Origin of the sequence: Nocardioides furvisabuli, assembly GCF_021083185.1 — a bacterium.
GTDB lineage: Bacteria > Actinomycetota > Actinomycetes > Propionibacteriales > Nocardioidaceae > Nocardioides > Nocardioides furvisabuli.
Genome location: NZ_JAIGQB010000002.1, coordinates 157,740 through 183,953, shown reverse-complemented (window position 1 = coordinate 183,953; position 26,214 = coordinate 157,740). Strand labels below are relative to the sequence as shown.

Sequence of the window (26,214 nt, the reverse complement as noted above, 5' to 3'; positions counted from 1 at the left end):
GTTGGGGATACTCTTCCTACGTCGAAAAAGGACCGAGAGAGAGGCTCGTCAGTGGGTCTGCAAGTCCCCAAGCTTTCGGGCGCGCCGATGCGGCGCAGCCTGAAGATCGCGCTGCTGGGCGTGACGATGCTGGTGCTGGCCGGATGCTCGGAGGCCGACACGCACCAGATCAAGAACCTCGCCATGCCCGACCGGGCCACGGCCCAGGGTCCCTACACCTACGAGCTCTGGAAGTGGGCCTGGGTCGCCGCCATGGTGACCGGCGTCATCGTCTGGGGCCTGATCTTCTACGCCGTGGTGAAGTTCCGCCGCCGCAGCGACGACGAGGTGCCGCGGCAGACGCGCTACAACCTGCCCCTCGAGGTCTTCTACACGATCGCTCCCGTGCTGATGTGCGTGGTGTTCTTCTTCCACACCGTCCGCGTGCAGGACGAGGTCATCAAGATCGAGCCCGAGCCCGACCTGACCGTCGAGGTCATGGGCCAGCAGTGGTCGTGGACCTTCAACTACGGCGTCGGCGAGCAGGACCCGACCGCGACCGCGGGTGAGGACGACAACGGCGAGCCCGACTTCGCCTACGACGACTACGTCTACTTCTCCGGCACCGGCCGCGTCATCCCCACGCTCTACCTCCCCGTCGACCGGACGGTCCAGTTCAACCTGCACTCGCCCGACGTCATCCACGACTTCGGCGTGCCGTCCTTCCTCGTGAAGATGGACGTGATCCCCGGCCGCGTGAACAAGCTCCAGGTCACCCCGACCGTCGAGGGCACCTACGCCGGCAAGTGCTATGAGCTCTGCGGTGTCTCGCACTCGCGGATGCTCTTCAACGTCGAGGTCGTGAGCCAGGCCGAGTACGACGCCTACCTCGCCGAGCTCGCCGAAGCCGGCAACACCGCCGACTCCCCGCTGCTCGGTGGCAGCTACGTCCGGGACCAGGTCGGCCTCGAGGACGACTCGGAAGGAAGCAACGAGTGAGCGCCGCAACCACTTCCGCACCGCACGCCGCGGCGCCGCCGCCGGAGCGCAAGCCGCTCGGCCAGCAGGCCGTGCGCCTGCTGACGACCACCGATCACAAGCTGATCGGCAAGATGTACCTGATCACGTCGTTCGCCTGGTTCCTCATCGCTGGCGTCATGGCGATGCTGATCCGGTCCGAGCTGGCCTACCCCGGCTCGCAGATCGTCAACGACCAGCTCTACAACCAGCTGTTCACGATGCACGGCACGATCATGCTGCTGCTCTTCGCGACGCCGCTGTTCTTCGGCTTCGCCAACGTGATCATGCCGCTGCAGATCGGTGCCCCCGACGTGGCGTTCCCGCGCCTGAACATGTTCAGCTACTGGCTGTTCCTGTTCGGTGGCCTCATCGCCGCCTCGGGCTTCCTCACGCCGCAGGGTGCCGCCGACTTCGGCTGGTTCGCCTACACGCCGCTCTCGGACGCGGTCCGCAGCCCCGGCGTCGGCGGTGACCTCTGGATCATGGGCCTCTGGATGGCCGGCCTCGGCTCCATCCTCGGTGGCGTCAACTTCATCACCACCATCATCTGCATGCGCGCGCCCGGCATGACCATGTTCCGGATGCCGATCTTCGTGTGGAACACGCTGATCACCTCGATGCTGGTGATCCTGGTCTTCCCGATCCTCGCCGGCGCGCTGCTGTCGCTGGAGGCCGACCGGATCCTCGGTGCCCACGTGTTCGACCCGTCGCACGGCGGGCCCATCCTGTGGCAGCACCTGTTCTGGTTCTTCGGCCACCCAGAGGTCTACATCATCGCCCTGCCGTTCTTCGGCATCATCTCCGAGATCCTCCCGGTCTTCAGCCGCAAGCCGATCTTCGGCTACGTCGGCCTGGTGGCCGCCACCCTCGGCATCGCGATGCTGTCGGTGGCCGTGTGGGCCCACCACATGTACGTCACCGGTGCGGTCGACCTGCCGTTCTTCTCCGGCATGACGTTCCTCATCGCCGTGCCGACGGGTGTGAAGTTCTTCAACTGGATCGGCACGATGTGGGGCGGATCCCTGTCCTTCGACACCCCGATGCTCTGGTCGGTCGGCTTCTTGACGACCTTCCTCTTCGGTGGTCTCACCGGCGTGATCCTGGCAAGCCCGCCGCTGGACTTCCACGTCTCCGACTCCTACTTCGTGGTGGCGCACTTCCACTACGTCGTGTTCGGCACCGTGGTGTTCGCGATGTTCGCCGGCTTCTACTTCTGGTGGCCGAAGATGACCGGCAAGATGCTCGACGAGCGTCTCGGCAAGCTGCACTTCTGGATCCTGTTCATCGGCTTCCACCTCACCTTCCTGGTGCAGCACTGGCTCGGTGTCGAGGGCATGCCCCGTCGCTACGCCGACTACCTGCCCGAGGACGGCTTCACCACGCTGAACCAGATCTCCACGGTGGGTGCCTTCCTGCTGGGCGCCTCCACGCTCCCGTTCCTCTACAACGTCTACGTGTCCGCCAAGGGCCCGAAGGTCGAGGTGGACGACCCGTGGGGCTGGGGCCGCTCGCTCGAGTGGGCCACCAGCTGCCCGCCGCCGCGCCACAACTTCGTCAGCCTCCCGCGCATCCGTTCGGAGTCCCCGGCGTTCGACCTGCACCACCCCGAGGTCGCGCTGATGGAGCTCGGTGACAACGAGGCAGAGCGCAACGGCGACGTCGCCGACGCACCTGACGTGCACGGACGCGAGGAGATGCTCCGCGACCGTGTCGAGGACAACGAGGAGGACGGTCGATGAAGGCCGAGGCTTGGATCTTCGGGATCACCGCACTGTTCGTGGCGGTCGTCGCGCCGGCGTACTGGTTCCTCTCCGGGGACTGGACCGGCACGTCCGCCCTGGTCATGACGGCGCTGCTCTTCGGCATGGTCACCCTCTACCTCGGCTTCCACGCCTCGCGCATGGATCCGCGTCCCGAGGACCGCAAGGAGGGTGAGATCGCGGAGGGTGCCGGCGAGCTGGGCTTCTTCCCGCCCTACTCCTGGTGGCCGCTGTGGTGCGCGCTCGCGCTCGGCGTGATCGTCTACGGCACCGCGTTCGCCGCGTGGTGGCTGGTGATCATCGGCTTCACCGTCGGCGCTGTCGTCGCCTGCGGCTTCGTGTTCGAGTACTACCGGGGTGAGCACGCCCACTGAGCCTCGTCGCTCGCCGTCTTCGGAAGAGCCCGTCCACGCCGTAGGCTGGACGGGCTCTTCCTGTTCCACCTGCTCGTCACTCGCTCCACCTGGGGGATTCGTCAGATGCCTGCTCGCGCGCTCGCACCGCTGCCCGGCACGCACCTGCTCCGACGTCGTACGTCGGCGGCCGCGGCGCTGCTCGTCCTGACCGGCACGCTCGTCGCCTGCTCGACGGACGACAGCGCCACACACGAGGAGGGTCCCGGAGACCCCGCGACGTCTGCGACGCCCGCCCCGGAACCCGTACGCCTCACCACCAGCTTCGCCGACCCGACCGCGGTGCCGATCGACGCGCCGGTCACGGTCGGCACGTCGGGCGGCACCCTGGACGACGTACGCGTCGCCTCGGCTGCCGGCGTGGTCGACGGCTCGGTCGCGGGCGGCCGGTGGACGGCCTCGACGCTGCTCGAGCCCGGCACCGACTACACGATCACCGCGTCCGCGACCCGGTCCGACGGCCGCAGCGTCGAGCGCACGCGGACCTTCAGCACCGTCGACCTCAGCCTGGACGAGCAGACCTTCGCCGCCGTCGCGCCGCTGGACGGGGAGACCGTCGGCGTCGGGATGCCGGTCGTGGTCACCTTCGACCTGCCCGTGAGCGACCGCGCCCTGTTCGAGGAGCACATGCAGGTCAGCAGCACGCCGTCACAGCGAGGATCGTGGTACTGGCTCAGCGACCGGGAGGCCCACTGGCGCCCGACGAGCTACTGGAAGCCCGGCACGGAGGTGTCCGTCGACCTCGACATCAACAGCCTCCCGGCGGGCAACGGCATCTACGGCCAGGAGGCGCGCAGCATCGACTTCACCATCGGCGACGCGGTCGTCAGCAAGGTGGACGTGCGCACCCACACCATGCGCACCTTCATCAACGGCGAGCTCGCCCGGACAATGCCGATCAGCGCCGGCAAGGCCGGTTGGGAGACCCGCTCCGGCACCAAGGTCATCATCGAGACGTTCCGGCGCAAGCGGATGAGCGCCGCCACTCTCGGGGTCGACGAGAGCGACCCGGAGTTCTACGACCTCTCGAACGTGCAGTACGCCCTGCGTGTCACCTACTCCGGCGAGTTCCTCCACGCCGCGCCCTGGTCGGCCGGCTCCCAGGGCAGTGCCAACGTCTCGCACGGCTGCGTCGGGATGAGCCTGGCCGACGCGGCCTGGCTCTACGAGCGCACCCGCCGCGGCGACGTCGTCGAGGTGGTCGGCTCCGAGCGACGGATGACGCTCGAGAACGGCTACGGCGACTGGAACCTCTCGCCGGCCGACTGGAAGTCCGGCTCCGCCCTTTCCTGACGTCTCGGACCGCTCCCGCTGGCTGTGCTTCGGCGCCGGGGGAGCGGTGCGTGAGGCAGGTTCTGGCGGCTCGGAAGATGTCTCACTCACCGCTGCGCGGGCGAAAGGTGTCCCACCCACCTCCTGCGCACCCCGCAGGTGGCCCACGCACCGCCGACGGGGGCGTACGCCGACAGCTGGCCCCGCAGACGACGAAGGCCCGCCGGGATCATCCCGGCGGGCCTTCGTCGTGTGACGTCGTACGAGCGACTCAGTGGTCGCGCAGCGGAACCTCGTCGGCGTCGCGCAGGTGGTGGTCGTCGAACTGGTGACCGTCGACCGGGTGGTCGAGACCTGCCTGGAGCTCCGCCTCGTGCTCGGCGTGGTGGTGCGCCGCCTCGAGCTCGGCCCGGGTGGGCTTCTGCACGTTGTGGACGTACATCCACGTCGAGAGCTTGGCCCGCAGCTTCTCCGAGCGCGTGTTGGGCGCGGCCACGCCGGCGGCGTCGGTGTCGCCGTTGGCGTGGAAGACCTCGTCACGGTCACGCGCGGTGAGCGTGTAGGCGGCCGTCTCGCTGATCGGCAGGTGCCGCTCGGCGTACGACCCGTCGGGGGAGCGGGTGATGATGCCCGTCTCGTAGCCGTGCAGCAGCTTGTCGTTGTCGTGGCGCTGCAGCGAGATGCACCAGCGGCGCGTGATCCAGAACGCCAGCAGCGGGCCGAGGAAGATCGCGACACGCATGAAGTAGGTGATCTGGTTGATGCTCGCGTCGAGCTTGATGGCGATGATGTCGTTGCCACCGGCAGCCCAGGCGAGACCGTAGAAGGTCATCAGGGCCACCATCACCGCGGTGCGCGTCGGCGCGTTGCGCGGGCGCTGCAGCAGGTGGTGGTCCCGCTTGTCGCCGGTGATCCAACCCTCGATGAAGGGCAGGAGCATCAGGATGACCAGCATCAGCGGGGGCACGATCAGGATCGGCAGCATCACGTTCCACGAGATGGTGTAGCCGAAGATCACCGACTCCCAGCCCGTGGGGATGATGCGCAGGAGGCCGTCGGGCCAGCCCATGTACCAGTCGGGCTGCGAGCCCGCCGTGACCTTCGTGGGGTCGTAGGGGCCGAACTTCCACAGCGGGTTGATCGTCATCAGGCCGCCCATGAGGGCGATGACGCCGAAGACCATGAAGAAGAAGCCACCGGCCTTGGCGGCGTACACGGGCAGCATCGGGAAGCCGACGACGTTCTGCTCGGTGCGGCCGGGCCCGGGCCACTGCGTGTGCTTGTGGTAGACGAGCAGCAGCATGTGGGCCGCGATGAGGGCCAGCAGGATCCCGGGGATCAGCAGGACGTGGATGATGTAGAGGCGCGGGATGATCGACTCACCCGGGAACTCGCCACCGAAGAGCAGGAACGACATGTAGGTGCCGACGACCGGCGTGGCCTTCAGGAAGCCGTCAGCAGCACGGACGCCGGTGCCCGAGAGCAGGTCGTCGGGGAGCGAGTAGCCGGTGAAGCCCTCGAGGGTGCCGAGCAGCAGCAGCAGGCAGCCGATGACCCAGTTGAGCTCGCGGGGCTTGCGGTAGGCGCCGGTGAAGGCGACGCGCAGCAGGTGGACCATCATCGAGGCGACGAAGACCGTCGCGGCCCAGTGGTGCATCTGGCGCATCAGCAGGCCGCCGCGCACGTCGAAGGAGATGTGCAGGGTCGAGGCCATCGACTCCGACATCCCGACGCCGCGGAGCTGGTCGTAGGAGCCCTCGTAGGTGATGTGACCCATCGACGGGTTGAACCACAGGGTGAGGAACACACCGGTGAGGAGGAGCACGACGAAGCTCCACAGCGCGATCTCGCCGAGCATGAACGACCAGTGGTCGGGGAAGACCTTGCGGAGGTTCTTCTTCATCGCCGTGGCCAGGCCCAGGCGGTCGTCGGCCCACGTGGCCAGCGATCCGGCACGGCCGGGCTTGGAGGCGGTGGCTGCCTCGGTGCCGTTGCTCGAGGCAACCTTGCTGGTGTCGATGCTCACAGCTTCTCACGCTCCCAAAAGCTGGCCCCGATGGGCTCAGTGAAGTCACTCTGGGCGACCAGGTAGCCCTCTTCGTCCACCTTGATCGGCAGCTGGGGAAGGGGGCGGGCAGCCGGACCGAAGACGACCTTGGCGCCGTCCGCCAGGTCGAAGGTCGACTGGTGGCACGGGCACAGCACGTGGTGCGTGGTGCGCTCGTAGAGGGAGATCGGGCAACCCACGTGGGTGCAGATCTTGGAGTAGCAGATGATCCCGTCGACGGTCCACTTGTCCGGCTGCGTCGCCGGCGTCAGCTCGTCGGGGTCCATCCGGACGATGATGATGGCACCCTTGGCCTTCTCCGACTGCTCCTCCGCGCCCTCGAGCTCGGGGTAGCCGTTCTCCTCGGAGGGGAACATCGCCTCGGGGGCGGCGTTGATGAGGTCGCCGACCTCGATCTCGCTGGCCAGGATCGGGGTGCCGACGACGTCGCGCACGAGGCGCATCCCCGGCTTCCAGAGGGTGTGGGCGAGCTTGTCGATGTCGAGGGCGTCACCGGGGGCCAGGTCGCGCAGCAGCACGACGGCGGGCAGCCCCAGGACGCCGACGGCGCCGATCATGGTGTTGCGCACGAGCGGGCGACGGCCGATGCCGGCCTCGTCGAGGCCCGCGTTGAGGGCGGCGACGGTGGCCTCGCGGTCCTCCGGGGGAGAGGCAGCCGGGTGCCGCATCTCGACCATCTCGGCGTCGGCCATGAGCTTGCGCGCGAGGTGGATGATGCCGGTGCCGATGAGCAGCAGGCTGACCCCGAGCGTGACCCCGAGCGACACCGTCGAGGCACCCAACCCGAGGAACGTGTCCCAGTTGTCGCCGACCGAGAAGGAGAAGTAGGCGACCACGAAGAGGACGGCGCTGATCATGGCGGCGATGAACATCGCTGCGATCTGGCGCTCGGCACGCTTCTCGGCCTTGGGGTCGACGTCGGTCGGGCGCCACGTGTGCGGCGGCAGGCCGGGGTCGGCGATCGGGTCGGCCGGCGTGCGCGCCGGCACGTGCGACTGGGCGCCCGTCTCGTCGCTGTAGGGCTCGGGCGTCCCGTCGGGACCGTTGACCGGGCGGTTGTCGTCGTTGCTCACGCGTTCACCTTGCTCTTCTTCGTCCGCGTCGTGTGCGAGGCGATCCAGACCGCCGCGCCCACGAGGCCACCGATGCCGACCAGCCACCCGAACAGGCCCTCGGACACCGGTCCGAGGCCGCCCAGGGTGAACCCGGCGTACTCAGGCGCGTCCTCGAGGCTGTCGAGGTAGGCGATGACGTCGCGCTTCTCCTCGGGGGAGAGGTTGCCGTTGCTGAAGTTGGGCATGTTCTGCGGGCCGGTCAGCATGGCCTCGTAGATGTACTTGCCCTCGACGCCGTGCAGGCTCGGGGCGTAGCCGCCACGCGGCATCGCGCCGCCGGCGCCGTTGAAGTTGTGGCATGCCGTGCAGTTGGTGAGGAAGATCTGCCCGCCGCGGGAGATGGCCTCCTCGCGCTCCTCCTCCGACAGTCCCTCGATCGAGTAGTCCGACTCGTCGGGGATGGCCGGGCCGGGGCCCAGCGAGGCGACGAACGCGGCGAGGGCCTCGGTCTCCTCGTCGGTGAAGATGGCCTTCTTGCGCGGCGCCTGCGCGCCCGGGCTGGCGAGCGGCATGCGGCCCGTGCCGACCTGGAAGTCGACCGACGCGGCACCGACGCCGACCAGCGAGGGGCCGATCTGGTAGCCGTCGCGCACGGTCGGGATGCCCTCACCGTTCTTGCCGTGGCAGAACGCGCAGCTGGCGAGGAAGAGCTCCTTGCCCTCAGCGACCTTCTCGGCGTCGCTGGCCTGGTCCTGCGCCTGGGCGGGGGCCAGGGCGGTGTAGAGCGACCCGCTGATCAGCAGGCCGAGCAGCAGCACGGCGAGGCCGGCCAGTGGGCCGCGGCGGTGCCGGGAGAGGCGACCAGCGGTTCGGTTCAGCAAACGCACTTTTGAGTCCTTGCCGGTTGCGACGGTGGTGACTGTCGGGGGTGCTTACTTGATGACGTAGATCGTGAAGAACAGGCCGATCCAGACCACGTCGACGAAGTGCCAGTAGTAGGACACGACGATCGCGGTCACGGCCTGCTCGTGGGTGAAGCGGCGCGCGAGATAGGTGCGGCCGAGCACGAAGAGGAAGGCGATGAGGCCGCCCGTCACGTGGAGGCCGTGGAAGCCGGTGGTGAGGTAGAACATCGAGCCGTAGGCCGAGCTGCCCATGGTGACGCCCTCGTGCACCAGCTCGGCGTACTCCAGCGCCTGGCCGCCGATGAAGATCGCGCCCATGACGTAGGTGAGGATGAACCACTCGCGCAGGCCCCACTTGGAGAAGTTCAGCAGGGAGCCGGTGCGCCCGGCCTGGCCGCGCTCGGCGGCGAAGACGCCCCACTGGCAGGCGAAGGACGACGCCACGAGGATCGCGGTGTTGGCGGTCGCGAAGGGCACGTTGAGCAGCGCCGTCTCCTGGGCCCACAGCTCGGGGCTCACTGCGCGGATCGTGAAGTAGGCCGCGAACAGCGCGGCGAAGAACATCAGCTCGCTCGAGAGCCAGATGATGGTGCCCACGCTGACCATGCTGGGTCGGTCGTGGTGCCCGTGCAGTCGGGATGCCGGAATCGCTGTTGCTGTCGCCACGCGAACATTATGGCTGCTGGGGTGAAGGGAGGGCACCCCGACCCCCTGTGATCCCACGTCATAAAGTTCACACCGTGCTGCTTCCCCTGCCCCTCGCCTCGGAGGACGCCCTCGAGACGCTACCGCGATTCACGCTCGGGCGGGTGTTCACCGACTGGGGGATCGACCCGATCCCCTTCGTGGTGACCGTGTGGGCCGTCGGCCTGTACGCCGTCGGGGTGGCCGTCCTGCGCCGTCGCGGCGACCACTGGCCGGTGGGCCGGACGCTGTCGTTCGTCGGCCTCGGGATGGGGTCGTTCGTGTTCGCGACCATGTCGGGGCTCGGGCGCTACGACACGACGCTGCTGAGCGTGCACATGGTCCAGCACATGCTGCTGTCGATGGTGGTGCCGCTCGCGCTCGCCCTCGGCGCGCCGGTCACCCTGGCGCTGCGGACGCTTCCGGCGGCGCCGCGGCGCTGGTTGCTGGCGGTCATCCACTCCCGTGTCGCGAAGGTGCTGGCCTTCGCCCCGCTGGCGTTCGTGCTCTACATCGCCTCGCCGTGGGCCCTCTACTTCAGCCCCTGGTACGACGCCAGCCTGAGCTCGTCGTTCGTGCACCAGATGATGCACATCCACCTCGTGCTGGTCGGCACGCTCTTCTTCTGGCCGCTGATGGGCGTCGACCCGGTGCCCGGGCGGGTGAGCCACCCGTTCCGGGTGCTGCTCACGCTCATGACGCTGCCCTTCCACGCCTTCCTCGGGGTGACGATCATGGGCCAGCAGACCCTGATCGGCGGTGAGCACTACCTCGCGCTGCGGGAGGGGCCGATGGGCTCGTGGCTGCCGCCGGTGCTCGAGGACCAGCACCTGGCGGGCGGCATCCTGTGGGCGAGCGGCGACCTGATCGGCGTGCTGTTCTTCGCCGTGCTGTTCACGCAGTGGGTGCGCTCCTCCATGCAAGAGGCCAGGCGCGAGGACCGTCGCCTGGACCGCGAGGAGCGGCGTACGCCCACTCCCGGAGGCCGGGGGTGAGCCAGCCCGGTTACGATGCCCCCGTGACTGACGCACAGCGCCCCCTGAAGGTCCTCGTCTACAGCGACGACGTGAACACCCGCCAGCAGGTCATCCTGGCGCTGGGTCGCCGTCCGCACCCCGACCTCCCGGAGCTCCAGTACGTCGAGGTCGCCACCGAGCCGGTCGTGCTCCAGAACATGGACGCCGGTGACATCGCGCTCGCGATCCTCGACGGCGAGGCCGTCCCGGCCGGCGGCATGGGCATCGCCAAGCAGCTCAAGGACGAGATCTACGAGTGCCCGCCGGTCGTGGTGCTGACCGGGCGTCCGCAGGACGCGTGGCTCGCCACGTGGTCGCGCGCCGAGGCCGCTGTGCCGCACCCGATCGACCCGATCCAGCTCGCCGAGGCCGTCGTCGGCCTGCTGCGCCCGTCGGTCCCGGCCACCTCCTGACACCGTTCGGGGGCGTCCCCGGCGCGCCACTAGCCTGATCCCATGTCCCACACCTGGCCCGACGTCCTCTCCACGCTGGTCGCCGGACGCGACCTGACGACCGAGCAGGCGCGATGGGCGATGGACGAGGTCTTCGCCGGCGCCGCCACCCCGGTGCAGCTCGCCGGCCTCGTCGTCGCGCTGCGCGCCAAGGGCGAGACGGTCGAGGAGGTCTCCGGCATCGCGGCCGCCATGCTCGCCGCCGCCAATCCGATCTCCGTGCCGGGCCGGTTGCTCGACATCGTCGGCACCGGCGGTGACCGCTCGATGTCGGTGAACATCTCCACCATGTCGGCGATCGTCGCCGCGGGCGCCGGGGCCCGGGTCGTCAAGCACGGCAACCGCTCCGCGTCGTCGCAGTCCGGGTCCGCCGACGTGCTCGAGGCCCTCGGCATCCGGCTCGACCTGCCCCCGGCGCGGGTGGCCGAGGTGGCCGAGGAGGCAGGCATCACGTTCTGCTTCTCCGCGGCCTTCCATCCTGCGATGCGCCACGCAGCCGTGCCGCGCCGCGAGCTCGGCATCGCCACGACCTTCAACATCCTCGGGCCGCTGACCAACCCGGCCCGCCCGCAGGCCCAGGCCATCGGGTGCGCGGACGTGCAGATGGCGCCGGTCATGGCCGGCGTGCTCGCCCAGCGCGGCATCGACGCGTGGGTCTTCCGCGGCGACGACGGCCTCGACGAGCTCACCACGACCACCACGTCCACGCTGTGGCGCGTGCACGACGGTGAGGTCTCGCAGACCTCGGTGGATCCCGCCTCCCTCGGCATCGCCCGCGCCACGACCGAGGACCTCCGGGGCGGCGACGCGGCGCACAACGCGGACGTCGTACGCCGCCTGCTGGCCGGGGAGACGGGGCCGGTGCGGGACGCGGTGGTGCTCAACACGGGCGCGGCGCTGGCGGTCTACGACTCACCCGACGAGGACGTCGAGGGCGCCCTCCGTGCCGGGGTGGCGAAGGCTGCCGAGGCGATCGACTCGGGCGCCGCGGAGGCCGCCCTCGAGCGCTGGGTACGGGCGACCGCGACCGGGACGGCTCAGAGCCCGAGCGTGTAGGAGTCGCCCTCGCGACGGAAGCCGACGCGGTCGTAGTAGGCGCCGACCATGCCGGGGCGGGTCACCACGCGGCGGATGCCGTGCTCGGTGAGCATGCCGCTGCGGCGCCAGACGAACTCGCCGGGGGAGAAGTCGCGGTAGCGCGGCGTCACGTAGTCGAGCAGCACGTCGGCGGTGTCGCCGGTCGTGCGCAGGAGCACCACGCCCACGGTCTCGTCGCCCTTCTGCACGAGGAACGCGTGGTCCGTCGTGGCCGGGTCGTGGACGAAGCCGGGGTTGAACCGCAGGATGTCGGCGCCGTGCACCCGCAGCGTGTGGCGCAGGTACTCGTCGGCCGGACCGACCTCGAGGACCTCGAACGCCGACTCGTCGTGGCGCGCACGGATCAGCTGGACGATGAACCAGGCGTTGATGGCGACGAGGACGGTGTTCATGCCGACCATCGGCCAGACCGCCAGCATCGCGTTGAAGACGATGAGCAGGACGCAGGCGATCGCGTTGAGGACACGGAGGCGCAGCACGCTGGCCTGGAGCAGGGAGTAGACGAGCAGGGCGCTGCCGCCCCACCCGAGGATGTCGAGCCAGTGGTCGGCGAGCCAGGTCACGCGCGGAGACTACTGCTGGCCGGCGCCGGGCGGGGCATCCACGACGAAGGGCCCTCCCGGTGGTGCCGGGAGGGCCCTCGCGATCTGGATCAGCGCAGCGTCACGGCTGCACCGAGAGCCGCATCGCCTTCGAGCGCGAGCCCTGGGTGGTCGCGTCGCCGAGGTACTTGACCCGGATGCGGTGCTTGCCCCTCTTGAGCTTGGGCAGCCTGACCGTGACCTTGCCGTTCTTGGCCGTGACCAGGGTCAGCTTCTTCAGCACCTTGGTGCGGTCCATGACCTTGATCTGGCCGACCGGGCCGGTGACTCCCGGCACCATGACCGTGATGCCGACCTTGACCCGCTTTCCCGGCTTGACCCGGGTCGCCGACAGGGTCGCAGTGGTCGTCGAGGTCATCTTGGGGACGGTCACCGCCGCCGCGGCCGCCGAGCCGTCGGTGAAGCCGGACTTGGAGGCCAGCACCGTGACGGCGATGTCCTTGCCGGCGTCCTCCGGAGTCAGGCGGTAGCTCGCCGAGTTGGCGTTCGGAATCGGCGCACCGGTCCGCAGCCACTGGTACTTGAACGTCGGCGACGGTTGCGACCAGGTGCCGGGCACTCCGGTCAGCGTGTTGCCGACCTGGGGGATGCCGGTGATCGTCGGCTGGGCGGTCGCCTGGAGCGCGCCGCCGGCCGTGGCACCCACTGCATTGCTGACGGTCACACCGTCGGTGAAGCCGGACTTCTTGCCGGTCACCCGCAGTGAGACGATCCGGTTGAAGTCGCTCACCGTCAGGACGTACGTCGTCCCGGTCGCGCCGGCGATCGGCTGTCCGTCGCGCAGCCACTGGTAGGTCGTCGACACGTCCGCCTGGTTCCAGGACGGTGGGGTGCTGGTCAGCGTGGCGCCGACGCCGGTCCCGGTGGGGGCCTGGACCTCGGGCGGTGCAGTGGCCACGAGTCGGGCGTCCACCACGAAGGACGACTGAGCCGAACCAAGCACCGTGTTGTTCGCATCGAGCGCGGTGACCTTGAACGGATAGGTGCCGGTGCTGACGTTGTTGGTCAGCGCGTAGGCCGTGGCCACGGTCTGACCGGTCGCAGCGAAGCCGCCGGCCGGCGAGCTGACCTCGACGTTGTACTTCACTGCGCCCGGGAAGTCGCGCCAGGTCAGCACCGGGCCGTTCGGCGGCTGCGCGCCGCCGGGGGCGGGGGAGGTGATCTCCAGGATCCCGGAGCCGACCGTGAAGCGGCCCACGGGATTTCCGTCCGGGTCCACGTTGCCGCCCCACGACCACGGTCCCGGGTTGCCGTCGGTGTCGATGCGCTGCACGCGCCAGACGTAGGGCGTCGGGGAGACCGGGAGCGGCACGTTGTGGGCGTACGCCGTCGTCCGGACGTTCTTGGTGAAGACGCGGTTGGCGGTGGAGAAGGTCGTGTCGTTGTTCTTGTAGACCTCGACCTTGTACTCCGCCGCGAAGGGCTGGGCCTGCCAGCGCAGGGCCACCGTGCCTGGAACGGAGGCGCCGTCCACCGGCGCTGTGAGCTCCACGCGGGGACTGCGCTTGGTGAAGGTCTTGGTCTCCGACCACGACAGCCGCCCGTCGTTGTTCGTCAGGTCCTGCGGGCTGCCCTTGGAGTCGATGGCCTGGACCCGCCAGTAGAGCGTGCCCTCGGGGTAGAGCCGATCGAAGGCGGTGTAGGTCGCCTGGTCGACGATCCTCTCGTCGACCAGCGCGGAGCCGGTGCCGAAGGACTCGACGTCGTCGACCTGGATGCGGTAGAGCATCGCCGATTGCGGGCGGTCCTCGCCGGTCTGGGCCCACTGGGTGGAACGGTTCGTGTCGAAGTAGTCGTTCCAGCTGAACGTGATCTCAGTCCTGGTGGGATCGGTGCTGGTGAGACCTTCGACCTTCGGAGAGGTCTTCGTGAAGGCGTGCTGTGCCCTGCCGATCGCCGAGATGGGGCTGGGGGCGCAGTTGTTCACCTTGCGGCACGGCCTGATGTGCCAGTAGAGAGCCTCGCCCGCCTCGGTGTCGGGATAGGTCCACCACCGGTTGTCCAGCGCGGGGGCGTACCGGGTGTTGGTCGTGGCTGGGATCGCGTTGCTGGGTTCGAGGAGGTTGGTGAAGTTCGAGTCACGGCTGACGTAGACCATGTAGTAGGACGTGTAAGGCTGCGCCTTCCACTTCAGCACCGGGGTGGTGGGCACCACGCAGGGGCCGCTGAGCGGGTTGCACGGGGTCTTGGTCGCCGGGTTGTTGGGGTCGAGCTCACGACCGCCGATGGCCAGCGCGTGCTCGGAGGTGACGTCGACCTCGGAGACGGTGAAGCGACCCTCAGGGCCTGACGCGAACTCCCCACCGCTGCTGTTGACCGCGGTGACCTGCCAGTCGTAGGTGCCCGGCAGCAGCAGCCGGTCACCGATGTCGGTCATCGCGTTGTAGGGCATCGGCTGGTTGAAGAGGTCCTGGCCAGCGGCATGGCCGAACCAGATCTGGTTCGAGTCCATCGCGTAGCCGATGTTGACCTTGTAGCGCACGGCATCCGGGTGGGGCTGCCACGTGAGCGACGGTGCGGTCTGGAACGGACCGTTGCCCGTGACGGGCCTGAGGTAGTCCCCGGAGCTGGCCGGTGGCGCGGGCGGGGTGCCAGTGACCGAGAAGCTGCGAGTGTGGCGCACGGAGCTGATGCCGTCGGCAGTCGTGGCGTTGAGCGCCCAGGTGTAGGGATTTCCCGACGCAGGGAGCGGAGTGGTGCCGTCCACCGTGTAGGAGGTGGCGTAGGTCTTGACCGTGTCGACCTGGTTGCCCTGGTTGTTGTAGACCGTGATCGAGTACGACTCGGCCCCGGGTGCGGAGTCCCAGGTGAAGGTCGGCACCGTCACAGTGGCGCCGTTGGCAGGCTCCATCCCGGTGATCTGAGCCGGGTTGTAGAGGAACGCCTCGGTATCGCTGTAGATACCCTGGATGCCAGGTATGTCACCGCCGCCCGGCTTGGTGAAGGGCCGGTCCAGCGGGCGGACGTGCCAGTAGTTGATGGTGCCGGGGGTGGGCTCACAGTCCTCGTTCTCCCGGAAGGCCGAGGGGATGCCGGTGGTGTTGATCGCGAACATCCCCGGCGTGTAGGTCGTTCCGGCAGTCCGACATGACCGGGTGGAACCCTCGGAGAATCCTGGCGTCGTGCTCACCTGCAGCTCGTACTCGGACGCGTGCCGCACGGAGGTCCACTCGAAGTAGACGGGGTTCTCCACCGTCTCGGCGCCCGGCTCCGCGGGGAAGACGGCTTGGGGCTTGTCGGGCCAGGTGCGGTTGAAGTCGTAGAGCGACGCCGTCCACGGGGTGGGCTGGTTGTCGAGGTCACGAGCCCTGACACGCCAGTAGTACTGGTCGTTGTCGTAGGACACGGGAGGTGAGTAGCGGGTGCCCTGAATGCCGGTCTCGGACTTGAGGATGTTGGTGAAGTCCTGGTTGAGGGCGACCTCGACGTCGTAGGACTTGGCGCCCGGCACAGGCTCCCAGTCGAGCACGACGTCCTGGAGCTCGAAGTTGGGGCTCGAGGGCGGCGCCGTGATGACCGGGGCTGGCAGAGGTCCGACGATGAAGCGCGAAGCCGGGCTCGGGAACGAGTTGAGCCCGGAGCCCTTGCTCGCCGTGACGCGCCAGTAGTAGTCGGCCGGGTTCGCCGTCGTCCCGGCCGGCAGTGCGTCGGGAACGACGAGCGAGGTCGAGCTCGTCGTGTAGGGCGTCGCGCCGACGAAGTCGGCGTCGCCGTCCACCTCGACGATGTAGGACGTGGCGCCCGGGGACGTCGACCAGGTCAGCAGAGGGGGCTGCGAGGGTTGCGAGAGGGTCGTGTTGTCAGCCGGGGAAGCGGGCTGCGGCACGGCCACCGCTGGGGTGCCGAACTGGGAGATCGCCCACGGCGAGTCCTCGTTGGCTGCGTTCCTGGCCCGCACCCGCCAGTACTTGTCACCCGCGGGGAGGTTGGCGGTGGGCACGTAGGTGTTGTTCACCGTGCTCACGGTGGGAGCAGGGATCGACGCGGGAGAGCCGAAGTTGGGGTCGTCATCCACCTGGAGCTCGTAGCGCGTCGCGCCGGCGACGTGGTCCCACGAGAGCACCGCCGTCGCGTCGTTGGGTTGCTGCACGGACAGCCCAGTCGGCGACGCCGGCGGGACTGCCGAGGCGTCCGCCAGGGGGCCCAGCGTGGTCAGCACCAGTGCGGCCACGGCCGACAGGCCCGTCGCGGTCCCGACGCGTGTGCGGTCAAGTCGCTGCATCATCCCGAAGATCTCCCCTGGTGGGTGTGGCTCAGACCTCGCCACGCTAGGTGTCCGAGCGCGCGGCGCGGGACGAATTCACCCGCCCCTAGTCATAAAGGACTAGTAGGTCGGACCGATCGGTCGCCGGTCGGCCGATCGCAGCCGGAGCGCTACGGTGAGGCCATGATCACCGCCATCGTCTTCGTGAAGGCCGACGTCGCGCGCATCCCCGAGGTTGCCGAGGCGATCGCCTCGCTCGACGGCGTCAGCGAGGTCTACTCCGTCACCGGCCAGATCGACCTGATCGCACTGGTGCGGGTGCGCGAGCACGAGGACGTCGCCACAGTGGTTGCTGACCAGCTCAACAAGGTCGAGGGCGTGACGGAGACCGAGACACACATCGCCTTCCGCACCTACTCGCGCCACGACCTCGAGTCCGCCTTCAGCATCGGGCTGGACTGAGGCACTCAGCGCACCGGTCGGTGAACGGGCGAAGGCAGTCGCTGCTCGTCGAAGGGCACCAGCGACAGGCGGGACTGGTGCGCGGCGTCGTAGAGCGCGAGGTGTCGGGCCGCACCGCCGAGCGGGCAGACCCACTCGCCCTCGACGTCGACGAGACGTACGCCCGGTGACTCGAGCCAGCGCAGGACCTTCTCCGACTCCTCGGCCGTCGCGGCCGGCACGGGTCCCGGAGCACCACTGACGGTCTCCGCGCTGGCGGTGAGCTCGCGGACGTACTGATGGGCGTCGGCCCCCGGCGGGATCACGCCCGCAGCCGCAAGACGACCGTGGCGCACGACGTGGACCGACCAGCGTCCGCTGTCCTCGCGGCGGGCCGCGATGATCTCCGGGCACCGGGTCAGCGCCGAGAGCCTCTGGGTGCGGGCGGCGGCGCGGACGAACGTGGCAAGCCGGTCGCGGTGGACGCCTGCCTCCTCGAACCGCTCGTGCTCGGCCAGCGCACTCATCCGGGCGTTGATCGTCTCGACGACTTCCTGCGGGCTGCGCAGCAGGGTGTCGCGCAGCTGGCGCACGACGGCGGCGTACGTCGTCTCGTCGGTCGAACCGTCACACGGGGAGAGGCACCGGCCCATCTCGGCCAGCACGCAGGCCGTGCCGGTCGGGATGCGCGGCATCCGCCCGCTGCACTGGCGGACGGGGAACGTCTCGTGGAGGGCGGCGAGGCACTTCTCGGCCGTCTTCTTGGAGGAGAACGGGCCGAGGTAGTCGGCGTCGTCGTCCAGCACGGTGCGCACCAGGGAGAGGCGCGGCCACGCCTCGCGGGTCAGCTTGAGGAAGTGGACCTTCTCGGGGAAACGCGAGCGGCGGTTGTACTTCGGTTTGTGCTCGGCGATCAGCCGGAGCTCGCGGACCTCGGCCTCCAGCGGTGTCGCGCACTCGATGCCCGTCACGGTGGCCGCCAAGCCGACCATCTCGCCCATCCGGGTGCGCGTCTCGGAGGCCGTGAAGTAGGTGCGGACGCGGGTGCGCAGGTCGCGGGAGGTGCCGACGTAGAGGACTCGTGAGCGGTCGTCGCGGAAGAGGTAGACCCCCGGGGCGTGGGGGAGCCCCTCCGCGAGGTGACGCTTGCGCCGCTGGGCGGTGCTGACGCGGGAGGAGAACGTCTGCAGCTCCTCGAGCGTGTGCACGCCGAGGCCACCGAGGCGCTCCATCAGGCCGTGCAGCACGTCGACCGTGGCCCGGGCGTCGGACAGCGCGCGGTGGTTGGGCGTCGTCGAGGAGCCGAAGAGCGCGGCCAGCGAGGACAGCTTGCAGTTGGGCGCGTCGTCGCGGGTGATCACGCGGCGGGCGAGCTTGGCGGTGTCGAGGACCTCGAGCTTCGGCCACGGCCGTCCCTGTTGACGGGCGAAGTGCTGGAGGAAGCCGACGTCGAAGGGGGCGTTGTGGGCCACCAGCACGCAACCCGCGGCGAACTCCAGGAACGCCGGCAGGGCCGACTCGATGGAGGGAGCGTCATGGACCATCGAGTTGCTGATCCCGGTCAGCACCGCGATGAAGGCGGGGATCTCCGCGTGGGGGTTGACGAGCGTCTGGAACTCACCGATCACCTCACCCCCGCGCACCTTCACCGCGCCGATCTCGGTGATCATCGAGCCGGCAGCAGCCGATCCGCCGGTCGTCTCCAGGTCGACCACGCAGAACGTCAGGTCGCGCAGGGGCCGCCCCAGCTCGTCGAAGCTGCGCTGCGCCTCCCAGCGGGACGTCTCCCGCGTCGGGCGGTGGGCGGTGGTGCTCATGGAGGACGACGCTAGACGTGGGTTCCGACAATGGCGTGACGGCGCGCGCACTACGCTGACCGTGCCCCACGTTCACGCCCGCCGACGCAGGACCCCAGCCAGAGGAGCACCCCGTGGCCGACCAGACCGCCGACCTCCGCGTACCCGCCGACGGCGAGCGGTGGCGCTGCGCCGGCTGCGGCAACCTGACCCGGTTCGACGTGACGCGCACCCGTCGCACGACCGAGTACTGGCACTTCGACCTCGCCGGTGAGCACCAGGTGGAGGAGGAGACCCTCCGCTCCGAGGAGGTCGAGGCGGTCTCGTGCCGCTGGTGCGGCCGCTCCGACGCGATCGAGGTCGTCGACCGGGCTTCGGCCGACACCATGGCCGACCCGGCTTCCGATTCCGCCGTCGGCTGACGGGTCGTCCGTGACCGACCCGGCGTCGCTGCCCGAGCGGCTCCGCCTGCGCGTGGTCGCGTTGGTGTCCGCCGTGCTGCCGTCGGTGGTGCCCGTGCCCCCGGCCTTGCGCAAGATCGCCGGCTTCGCGCCTGCGCGCCGGGCCCGGCTGGGCGGGAGCGCCATCTGGGCCGCGCTCGCCGACGACGACTTCCGACACCACGCCGCCGTCCAGGTGGCTGCACTTCCGGTTGCGGACGACGATGCCCTCGACGCCGCGGCCCGCGCCTGGCTCAGTCGCGAGGACGGTTGGGAAGCCGTCGTGGCCGACGCCTCTGCGGCCCTCTCCGACGACGAGGCCCGCGACGACCAGGACCGCGCCGAGCTGGGTCGGCTCACCGCGCAGGTGGCCGCGCTCCAGGCCGAGCTCGGGACGCTGCGGGCCCAGCACCGTGAGGAGCTCGACCGCGCCCGAGCCGACCACAAGGTGCTCCGGCAGCGGCTGGGGGAGACGCGCAGCGTGCTCCGTTCCGCGCAGGAGGAGCGCGATGCCGCGTGCGCCGAGCGCGACGAGGCCGTGGCGGCCGCCAGGACGGTGACCGCCGCAGCCGAGGCCGACGTACGCCGTCTGCGGTCCCAGCTCGACGAGGCGGAGGCCGCCGTGGCGGCGGGCCGCCGCGACACGCGCAGCGAGCGCGACGCCGCCAGCATCCGCGCCCGCCTGCTCCTCGACGCCGTCGTCGAGTCGGCCACCGGCCTGCGCCGAGAGCTCGGCCTCCCCGCAGTCGTCGGGGCGCCCGGCGACGCCGTGGAGGCGGGCCTGGCCGGGGTGGAGGCCGCTCCGACCTCGAGCGGCCCCGCCACCGCGGCGTCGCTCGAGCAGATGCTCGGCCTGCCCCGGGCCCGTCTGCTCGTCGACGGCTACAACGTGACCAAGGCCGCCTGGCCCACCGCGAGCCTGGAGGCCCAGCGCAGCCGCCTGGTGGCGGCCCTCGGGCCGGTCGTCGCCCGGTCCGGGGCCGAGACGACGGTCGTCTTCGACGCCGCCGAGTCGAGCGCGCGCACCGTCATGCCGGCGCCGCGCGGCGTGCGCGTGGTCTTCAGCCCGGAGGGCGTCATCGCCGACGACGTGATCCGCCAGCTCGTCGCGGCCGAACCGCGCGGTCGGGTGGTCGTCGTGGTGAGCGACGACCAGGCCGTGGTGCGCGACGTCGTACGCGCGGGGGCCCGTGCCGTCCCGACGTCGTCGTTGCTCGGGATCATCTGACGCCCCAGCCGGGCGGAGACACGCCGGCCGACGACACGCCGAGGACCCGCTGTCGGTGGTCCCTGTCACCGTTCAGGACATGACGACACGGATCGACTGCGACACCTGCGTGGTGCGCGGACTGCACTGCCACGACTGCGTGGTGACGGTGCTGCTGGGGCCGCCGCCGGAGCTGACCATCGACGACGACGAGAGGGTGGCGCTCGACGTGCTGGCCTCGGGTGGCCTGGTGCCGCCCCTGAGGCTGGTGGAGCCCGTGGCGAGCCCGGTCGTGGAGTCGGCCTGAGACACATCTCGTGAAGTTGGCCGAAGATTGGCGGGGCCTGCACCTCCGGTCTAAGGTGTGGGCTGACGTCCGTGGCAGTGGGTCACCAGGCCCGCGCGGGCGTCGCGCCGAGTTGTCGACCGCACCCCCGCACCACCCGTGGTCGACGAACCGGGGAACCAACCTTCCCCCTGGGGTGAATCCCCTGCAAGGCGCACGGCGCGAGCGGTGCGTGGAGCAGGGGTAGGACACGTCGTGCCGAACCCGTCAGCTCACCCGGTAGGCGTACGACACCCTGAGGGAGTACCCCCGCTCGTGGCTCACACCCGCAAGCGAGCTGGCGCGACCGTTCTCGGCCTGACCGCGATCGCCGCCATCTCATTCGTGCCCGCGACCCCCGCGCAGGCCGACCCCGACATCAAGGACGTCAAGGTCCGCGTGGACCGCCTCTACCACGAGGCCGAGGCCGCCCAGGAGCGCCTGCACGACGCGAGGCTCGACCTCGCCGACCTGCGTCGTGACCTCGCCGGGCTGCGGGCCGACCAGGAGCGCCAGGACGAGCGCCTCGACGCCGTGCGCGACCAGGTCTCCGGTGCAGTGGTGCGCCAGCTCGAGGGCGAGGGCATCTCGACCGTCGGCCAGATCGTCGTCTCCGAGGACCCCGGCTCCTTCCTCGACACGCTCTCCACGATGTCGTCCTTCAACGACCTCCAGTCCTCGCTGCTCTCCGACTACGACACCGAGCTCGAGGCCCTCGCCATCCGGCAGGAGGCGACCGACGCCCGCGCTGACGAGATCGCGGAGCTCACCGAGCAGCTGAGCACCGAGAAGGACACGGTCGACGACAAGCTGGCCGAGGCCAAGGAGCTCCTCGCCGACCTCGAGGCCGAGGAGCGCGAGCGCGTGCTCGCCTCGCGCGGCAGCTCCACCCGGGTCCCCGCCTCCGTCCCGGCCTCGGGCCGCGCCGCCGCGGCGATCCAGTACGCCATGGCCCAGGTGGGCGACGCCTACGTCTACGGCGCCATGGGCGAGAACGCCTTCGACTGCAGCGGGCTCACCATGCGGGCCTGGGCCCAGGCCGGTGTCTCGCTGCCGCACTCCTCCAGCGCCCAGTTCGGCTCCGGTCCGCGCATCGCTGCGAGCGACCTCCAGCCCGGCGACCTGGTGTTCTACTACAGCCCGATCAGCCACGTCGGGATGTACATCGGCAACGGCATGATCGTGCACGCCGCCAATCCCGGCACCGGTGTCGCTGTCGCGGGCCTCCACTCGATGCCCTACGTCGGCGCGGTCCGTCCTGGCTGACGCACCGATCTCGAAGGCCGGTCGCCCACTCTGGTGGGTGGCCGGTCTTTCGCTGTTCGTGGTGGCCGCGGTCGTGGTCGCGCTGGTGCAGGGCGGGCGCCACGACGTCGAGCCCGCGACCGTGGACGTGCCGCGGGCGAGCCCGCGCGACGCGGCCGAGGCGCTGGCGAGCCTCGTGGACGGTGTCGGGTCGCGGGACGCCGACGCTTTGGCGTCGCTCGCGCCCGCCGGGAACGCCGTCGTCGGTGAGCAGCTCGCGGGGATCGCCGGCACGGCAGCCGCCCTCGACCTGCGCGCGGTGTCGGCGCGCTACGTCGACCAGGTCGGGACCGTCGCGAGCGACGGGAGCTGGTCGGGGACCGTCGACCTCACGTGGCGAGTCGCGCGTCTCGATGCTGCACCCGCCCGGGCCGAGGTGGTCGTCACCTTCGTCCCGGACGACGGTCGGCTCGCGGTCGCCGGCTTCAGCGCCGGCGGCGCCGCGCGCGTGCCGTTGTGGCTGCGCGGCCGCCTTGCCGTGGCGACGGCGCCCGGGGTGCTGGTCATGGTGGACGGCACCGGCCGCCAGGCAGAGGCGGAGGCGGAGGCGGTGCTGCGTCGGGTGGAGCGTGGCATCGACGTCGTGCGCCGCGTGCTGCCCCAGCGCATCGATCCGGTGGTGGTCGAGGTCCCTGCCAGTGCAGGCGACCTCGACGAGACGCTCGGCGTCCGGCCCGGCACCTATGCCGGCATCGCCGCGGTGACGGCGCCGGTCGGGAAGGCCGCGGAGGGGCCGGTGCACGTGTTCGTGAATCCCGACCTCACCGCCGGCCTGCGTCGCGCGGGGGCCCAGGTCGTGATGAGCCACGAGCTGGTCCACATCGCCACCGACGCGGTCCGCAGGCCCGTCGAGCCGTGGCTGCTGGAGGGGTTCGCCGACTACGTCGCGCTCCGCGATGCTCAGCTGCCCGACCGAGTAACCCTCGGGCGGGCGATCGAGGCGGCCCGGCGCGACGGCGTACCCTCGTCGCTGCCGTCCAGGGACGACTTCGACACCCGGGCGCGCGACCTCCAGGCCCGCTACGAGGAGGCCTGGCTCGCGTGTCGCGTCCTCGCCGAGCGTTTGGGAGAGCCACGCCTGGTGGCGGCGTACGAGGGGGCCTCGCGCGGGGTGCCGCTGGACCGTGCACTGCGACAGGCCGGGCTGTCCACGGCCGAGCTGACTGCGCTGTGGCGAGCCGAGCTCCGGAGGCTCGTGGGGTGAGGCCCGGAACGCGCTGAGGGCGACCGGTGACCGGTCGCCCTCAGCGTGGTGCAGGTGGTGCTGGTGCCGTACGACCGCCGATGCAGACCTCACGCCGCTCCGGCAGTCGCGCCGGCCGGGCGTGCGCCCGACCAGGATCGTGGTGGCGGTCGTCAGCCCTTGAAGACCCCGGCCGGGATGAGGAAGAGATCGCTCACTGCCAGGCCGAAGAAGGTCACGCCAGCGATGATCACGATGGCGATCATCGCCACCATGAGGCCGTACTCGACCGCGGTGGCTCCGCGCTCGTCGCGCTCGGGTGTCCTGAACAGGATCACGATGCTTACCTCCTGTGGGAATGCGAAGGACCGGCGTCGTGGCAGTGCACGACGCCGGTCCTCCGACGTCACAGCGTCGGCTGGATCAGAGCGAGCCGGCGATGTTGTTGAACAGGGCGTTGAGGTTGTTGCCCAGGAGGGTGACGGCGCCGATGATGACGATGGCGATCAGCGCGACCATCAGGCCGTACTCGACGGCGGTGGCGCCCTCCTCCTCGTCGCGACCGATGAGCATGAGGGTGATGAACTTCTCGATCATGATGTTTCCCCTTGATGTCTGTGTGATGAGTCTCGTTCCGAGTCCACGAGGACCCGTCGAGGAAGACTCTGCCAAGATCTCGAGCTCGCCGAATCGGGTGATCGGACCCGCCTGCGTAGTCCCTTGTGACTATCTCGAGACCACCCGCGAAGGGCGGGCGCGGCACTGGTCGGAGAAGTCCGGGCGTGGGTCAGAAGCGTTGCGGCGTGGCGTGGTCGAGGAGGCCGAGCCGCATCGCCGTCACCAGCGCCTGGGCGCGGTTGGCAGCACCCAGCTTCTGGTAGATGTGGGTGATGTGGGTCTTGGCCGTGGACTCGCTCATGAAGAGCGAGCCGGCGATCTCACCGGTCCCGAGGCCGTCGGCGAGGAGCGCCAGGACCTCCGCCTCGCGACCGGACAGCCTGGGGGGTGCGGGCGAGGTCGCGCGGCGCATCACCGCCTGGCTGAGGCCGGCGCACAGGAACGTGCGGGGCGCCACCGCAGCATGCTTGGCGGCGCTGACCACCTCGGTCGCACGCGTGTCCTTGCCGACGAAGGCAGACGCCCCGGCCTCCATCGCGGCAAAGATGCGGTCGTCGCCGGCGTGCATGGTGAGCACCACCACCCCGGTGGCGTCGCTCGTCGCGCGGATCGCGCGCACGACGTCGAGGCCGCTCCCGCCCGGCATCTGGAGGTCCGTGACCACCACGTCCGGCTCGAGGTCCTTCCAGGCGGCGATGCCCTCCTCGACGCTGCCCGCCTGGCCCACCACGGTCATGTCGGCATCGCGCTCGAAGGCACGGGCGAGGCCCTGTCGGATCAGCTCGTGGTCGTCAATGAGCAGCACGGTGATGGCCATGGGCGATCTCTCCTTCGGGGGGTGCGGTCGGTGACCGCAGGCTGACGACGGTTCCGCCGTCAGGTCGTGGTGCGACGTCGAGCTGGGCGCCCACGCCGACGGCGCGCTCGCGCATGGTCTGGAGTCCCCAGTGGTGCTCGCGCGGGCCGGCGTTGCCGACTCCGTCGTCGGCCACCTCGAGCCGCAGGGACGATCCGTCGGAGTCGAGGGTGACCCAGAGGTTGTCGGCCTGCGCGTGCTTGCGCACGTTGCCGATGGCCTCCTGGGCGACCCGGAGCACCTCGGTCGCGGTCCGAGGCGGCAGGGGAGGCCCCGACTCCGCGAGTGACAGGTGGACCCGGAGCCCCGTGGCGTGGCTCACCTCGCGCGTGTAGTCGGCCAGCGATGCCGCCAGGCGTCCGTCGGTGACCTCGTGGCGCAGGTCGAAGATCGAGAAACGGATCTCCGACACCAGCCGGGTGATCTCGGCACGGAGGGCGGATGCCAGCTCGCGGGTGTGCTCCTGGTCGCTGACGGACTCGATCTCGTCGACGATGTAGCCCAGGCCGACGATCTCCTGCGCCACCCCGTCGTGCATCTCCCGTGCGATCCGGTTGCGCTCCTCGGAGGTCGCGAGGGCGCGTACCTCGTCGAAGAGCACGGCTGTGTCGAGGCGCAGGGCGAACTCGTCGGCCACCTCGACGGCGCGCTGGTCGAGCTCGGGAGTCCAGCGCGGCACGCCCACGAGGACGCAGTAGCCCAGCACCTGCTGGGAGCCGCGCAGGGGCACCACGGCTGCGCCCGGCGTGCGCTCCCGCTCCGGCAGCTCGATCTCGGCCGCCAACCGGGCGACGTCGTCGCGTCCGTTGAGCGGCCGTAGCGTCTCGTCGGGATCCACCACGAAGACGGTCGACCGCGCACACCCGGTGGCCCGCCGCATGGCGGCCTCGAGATCGCTGGCCAGGGCGGCGCTGTCGAGGCCCAGGTTGCCTGAGCTCGCCAGTCGGTGGATCCGCGCCATCAGCCGGTGCGCGGCGGCGTACGGCGCCTGTCGGGCCGCCATGGTCCGCGTGGCGCGGGACTGCAGGCTCGCGAGCAGGCCGACGCCGATGCCGATCGCGAGCCAGAGCACGGCCTCGCCGGAGCGTCGTAGCGCATCGGACGCAGGGTCGGCTGCGACTGTCGCTGCGACCGTGAGGGTCGACACGAGGGTCACGTTGAGGGTGGTGACCAGGCCGTGGCGGACTCCGGCAGCGATCGCGGGCACGGCGAGGTAGGCACCGAGGTCCGACGTCGACCGGGCGGCGACGAGCAGCGCGGTCACGGCCACCGCCTCGGCCACGGCATGCCAGTGCACCGGCCGGTTGCGGTTCATCCACTCCAGCAGCGAGGTCACGGCCGCCGCCAGTGCGAGGACCACGATGATGGGCGCGGACTGGACGAAGACTCCGTTGCTGAGCGCAGTGCCGGTGGCCAGGGCCAGGGCGAACACGCGGACGGCCGTCGTCGTGCGCCAGGCCGTCAGCGCGGGGGTGGGCGCGCTTGCCTCCTGCGTCACGGTGGGGGTCATGGGGC

The 26,214-nt window shown here is 70.2% G+C and carries 24 protein-coding genes and 1 riboswitch; of the genes, 13 read left to right on the top strand and 11 right to left on the bottom strand.

Annotation, left to right across the window (positions count from 1 at the left end):
- The first annotated feature begins 87 nt into the window (after positions 1 to 87).
- The 4 genes from ctaC to K4G59_RS04030 all read left to right on the top strand — a co-directional run bounded on the left by ctaC (position 88) and on the right by K4G59_RS04030 (position 4,465).
- Complete coding sequence (gene ctaC, locus K4G59_RS04045) at positions 88 to 978, top strand: aa3-type cytochrome oxidase subunit II (RefSeq protein ID WP_231249493.1); 891 nt, start codon at positions 88 to 90, stop codon at positions 976 to 978.
- Positions 975 to 2,738 (top strand): aa3-type cytochrome oxidase subunit I, encoded by a 1,764-nt coding sequence (gene ctaD, locus K4G59_RS04040; RefSeq protein ID WP_425572348.1) that lies wholly within the window; start codon positions 975 to 977, stop codon positions 2,736 to 2,738. The genes ctaC and ctaD overlap by 4 nt, the downstream gene beginning before the upstream one ends.
- On the top strand, positions 2,735 to 3,133 hold the full coding sequence (locus K4G59_RS04035; protein WP_231249491.1) for a cytochrome c oxidase subunit 4: 399 nt from the start codon (positions 2,735 to 2,737) through the stop codon (positions 3,131 to 3,133). Before ctaD ends, K4G59_RS04035 begins: the two co-directional genes overlap by 4 nt.
- 105 nt (positions 3,134 to 3,238) lie before the next feature.
- A complete protein-coding gene (locus K4G59_RS04030) occupies positions 3,239 to 4,465 on the top strand; it encodes a L,D-transpeptidase (RefSeq protein WP_231249490.1) in 1,227 nt (408 codons plus the stop codon).
- Between the two features lie 250 nt (positions 4,466 to 4,715).
- On the opposite strand, the gene qcrB is transcribed toward K4G59_RS04030, so the two are convergent.
- The 4 genes from qcrB to ctaE are packed head-to-tail and all read right to left on the bottom strand — an operon-like array spanning position 4,716 to position 9,138.
- Positions 4,716 to 6,470, bottom strand: coding sequence for a cytochrome bc1 complex cytochrome b subunit (gene qcrB / locus K4G59_RS04025; RefSeq protein ID WP_372461788.1), 1,755 nt, complete (start codon positions 6,468 to 6,470; stop codon positions 4,716 to 4,718).
- Complete coding sequence (qcrA, locus tag K4G59_RS04020; RefSeq protein WP_231249488.1) at positions 6,467 to 7,585, bottom strand: cytochrome bc1 complex Rieske iron-sulfur subunit; 1,119 nt, start codon at positions 7,583 to 7,585, stop codon at positions 6,467 to 6,469. The genes qcrB and qcrA overlap by 4 nt, the downstream gene beginning before the upstream one ends.
- Positions 7,582 to 8,454, bottom strand: coding sequence for a cytochrome bc1 complex diheme cytochrome c subunit (gene qcrC / locus K4G59_RS04015; protein ID WP_372461787.1), 873 nt, complete (start codon positions 8,452 to 8,454; stop codon positions 7,582 to 7,584). The genes qcrA and qcrC overlap by 4 nt, the downstream gene beginning before the upstream one ends.
- 45 nt (positions 8,455 to 8,499) lie before the next feature.
- Complete coding sequence (gene ctaE / locus K4G59_RS04010; protein ID WP_443685461.1) at positions 8,500 to 9,138, bottom strand: aa3-type cytochrome oxidase subunit III; 639 nt, start codon at positions 9,136 to 9,138, stop codon at positions 8,500 to 8,502.
- Positions 9,139 to 9,212: 74 nt separating this feature from the next.
- Between ctaE and K4G59_RS04005 the strand changes: the two genes are divergently transcribed.
- The 3 genes from K4G59_RS04005 to trpD are packed head-to-tail and all read left to right on the top strand — an operon-like array spanning position 9,213 to position 11,680.
- A complete protein-coding gene (locus K4G59_RS04005) occupies positions 9,213 to 10,151 on the top strand; it encodes a cytochrome c oxidase assembly protein (RefSeq protein WP_231249485.1) in 939 nt (312 codons plus the stop codon).
- Positions 10,152 to 10,174: 23 nt separating this feature from the next.
- Entirely contained in the window at positions 10,175 to 10,585 is a 411-nt protein-coding gene (locus K4G59_RS04000; protein WP_231249484.1) for an Rv3143 family two-component system response regulator, read from the top strand.
- Positions 10,586 to 10,627: 42 nt separating this feature from the next.
- Complete coding sequence (gene trpD / locus K4G59_RS03995) at positions 10,628 to 11,680, top strand: anthranilate phosphoribosyltransferase (protein WP_231249482.1); 1,053 nt, start codon at positions 10,628 to 10,630, stop codon at positions 11,678 to 11,680.
- On the opposite strand, the gene K4G59_RS03990 is transcribed toward trpD, so the two are convergent.
- Both K4G59_RS03990 and K4G59_RS03985 read right to left on the bottom strand, forming a co-directional pair.
- A complete protein-coding gene (locus K4G59_RS03990) occupies positions 11,662 to 12,285 on the bottom strand; it encodes a hypothetical protein (protein ID WP_231249480.1) in 624 nt (207 codons plus the stop codon). The two genes, trpD and K4G59_RS03990, sit on opposite strands and share 19 nt — an antisense overlap.
- Positions 12,286 to 12,385: 100 nt before the next feature.
- A complete protein-coding gene (locus tag K4G59_RS03985) occupies positions 12,386 to 16,546 on the bottom strand; it encodes an Ig-like domain repeat protein (protein ID WP_231249478.1) in 4,161 nt (1,386 codons plus the stop codon).
- Positions 16,547 to 16,711: 165 nt separating this feature from the next.
- Here K4G59_RS03985 and K4G59_RS03980 point away from each other — a divergent pair, with 165 nt between their 5' ends.
- Entirely contained in the window at positions 16,712 to 16,990 is a 279-nt protein-coding gene (locus tag K4G59_RS03980; protein WP_231249477.1) for an Lrp/AsnC family transcriptional regulator, read from the top strand.
- 5 nt (positions 16,991 to 16,995) lie between these two features.
- Here K4G59_RS03980 and K4G59_RS03975 read toward each other — a convergent pair whose 3' ends face one another.
- A complete protein-coding gene (locus tag K4G59_RS03975) occupies positions 16,996 to 18,786 on the bottom strand; it encodes a DEDD exonuclease domain-containing protein (RefSeq protein ID WP_231249475.1) in 1,791 nt (596 codons plus the stop codon).
- A 113-nt stretch (positions 18,787 to 18,899) separates the two neighbouring features.
- On the opposite strand from K4G59_RS03975, the gene K4G59_RS03970 reads away from it, so the two are divergent.
- The 5 genes from K4G59_RS03970 (at position 18,900) to K4G59_RS03950 (ending at position 23,246) form a co-directional block, all read left to right on the top strand.
- Positions 18,900 to 19,187: a hypothetical protein gene (locus tag K4G59_RS03970; RefSeq protein ID WP_231249474.1), complete on the top strand. Its 288-nt coding sequence runs from the start codon at positions 18,900 to 18,902 to the stop codon at positions 19,185 to 19,187.
- A 10-nt stretch (positions 19,188 to 19,197) separates the two neighbouring features.
- Positions 19,198 to 20,433: an NYN domain-containing protein gene (locus K4G59_RS20365; protein ID WP_231249472.1), complete on the top strand. Its 1,236-nt coding sequence runs from the start codon at positions 19,198 to 19,200 to the stop codon at positions 20,431 to 20,433.
- A 79-nt stretch (positions 20,434 to 20,512) separates the two neighbouring features.
- Positions 20,513 to 20,719, top strand: a complete 207-nt coding sequence (locus tag K4G59_RS03960; protein WP_231249470.1) for a hypothetical protein — start codon at positions 20,513 to 20,515, stop codon at positions 20,717 to 20,719.
- A 132-nt stretch (positions 20,720 to 20,851) separates the two neighbouring features.
- Positions 20,852 to 20,981: riboswitch (cyclic di-AMP (ydaO/yuaA leader) on the top strand.
- A 32-nt stretch (positions 20,982 to 21,013) separates the two neighbouring features.
- Positions 21,014 to 22,003: a C40 family peptidase gene (locus K4G59_RS03955; protein WP_231249469.1), complete on the top strand. Its 990-nt coding sequence runs from the start codon at positions 21,014 to 21,016 to the stop codon at positions 22,001 to 22,003.
- 37 nt (positions 22,004 to 22,040) lie between these two features.
- On the top strand, positions 22,041 to 23,246 hold the full coding sequence (locus tag K4G59_RS03950; protein ID WP_231249468.1) for a hypothetical protein: 1,206 nt from the start codon (positions 22,041 to 22,043) through the stop codon (positions 23,244 to 23,246).
- 152 nt (positions 23,247 to 23,398) lie between these two features.
- On the opposite strand, the gene K4G59_RS03945 is transcribed toward K4G59_RS03950, so the two are convergent.
- The 4 genes from K4G59_RS03945 to K4G59_RS03930 form a co-directional block, all read right to left on the bottom strand.
- On the bottom strand, positions 23,399 to 23,563 hold the full coding sequence (locus tag K4G59_RS03945; RefSeq protein WP_231249466.1) for a Flp family type IVb pilin: 165 nt from the start codon (positions 23,561 to 23,563) through the stop codon (positions 23,399 to 23,401).
- 85 nt (positions 23,564 to 23,648) lie between these two features.
- Positions 23,649 to 23,822, bottom strand: a complete 174-nt coding sequence (locus tag K4G59_RS03940) for a Flp family type IVb pilin (RefSeq protein ID WP_231249465.1) — start codon at positions 23,820 to 23,822, stop codon at positions 23,649 to 23,651.
- A 190-nt stretch (positions 23,823 to 24,012) separates the two neighbouring features.
- Positions 24,013 to 24,660, bottom strand: coding sequence for a response regulator transcription factor (locus tag K4G59_RS03935; RefSeq protein WP_231249463.1), 648 nt, complete (start codon positions 24,658 to 24,660; stop codon positions 24,013 to 24,015).
- Complete coding sequence (locus K4G59_RS03930; protein ID WP_231249462.1) at positions 24,635 to 26,209, bottom strand: sensor histidine kinase; 1,575 nt, start codon at positions 26,207 to 26,209, stop codon at positions 24,635 to 24,637. Before K4G59_RS03930 ends, K4G59_RS03935 begins: the two co-directional genes overlap by 26 nt.
- Between the last annotated feature and the right edge of the window lie 5 nt (positions 26,210 to 26,214).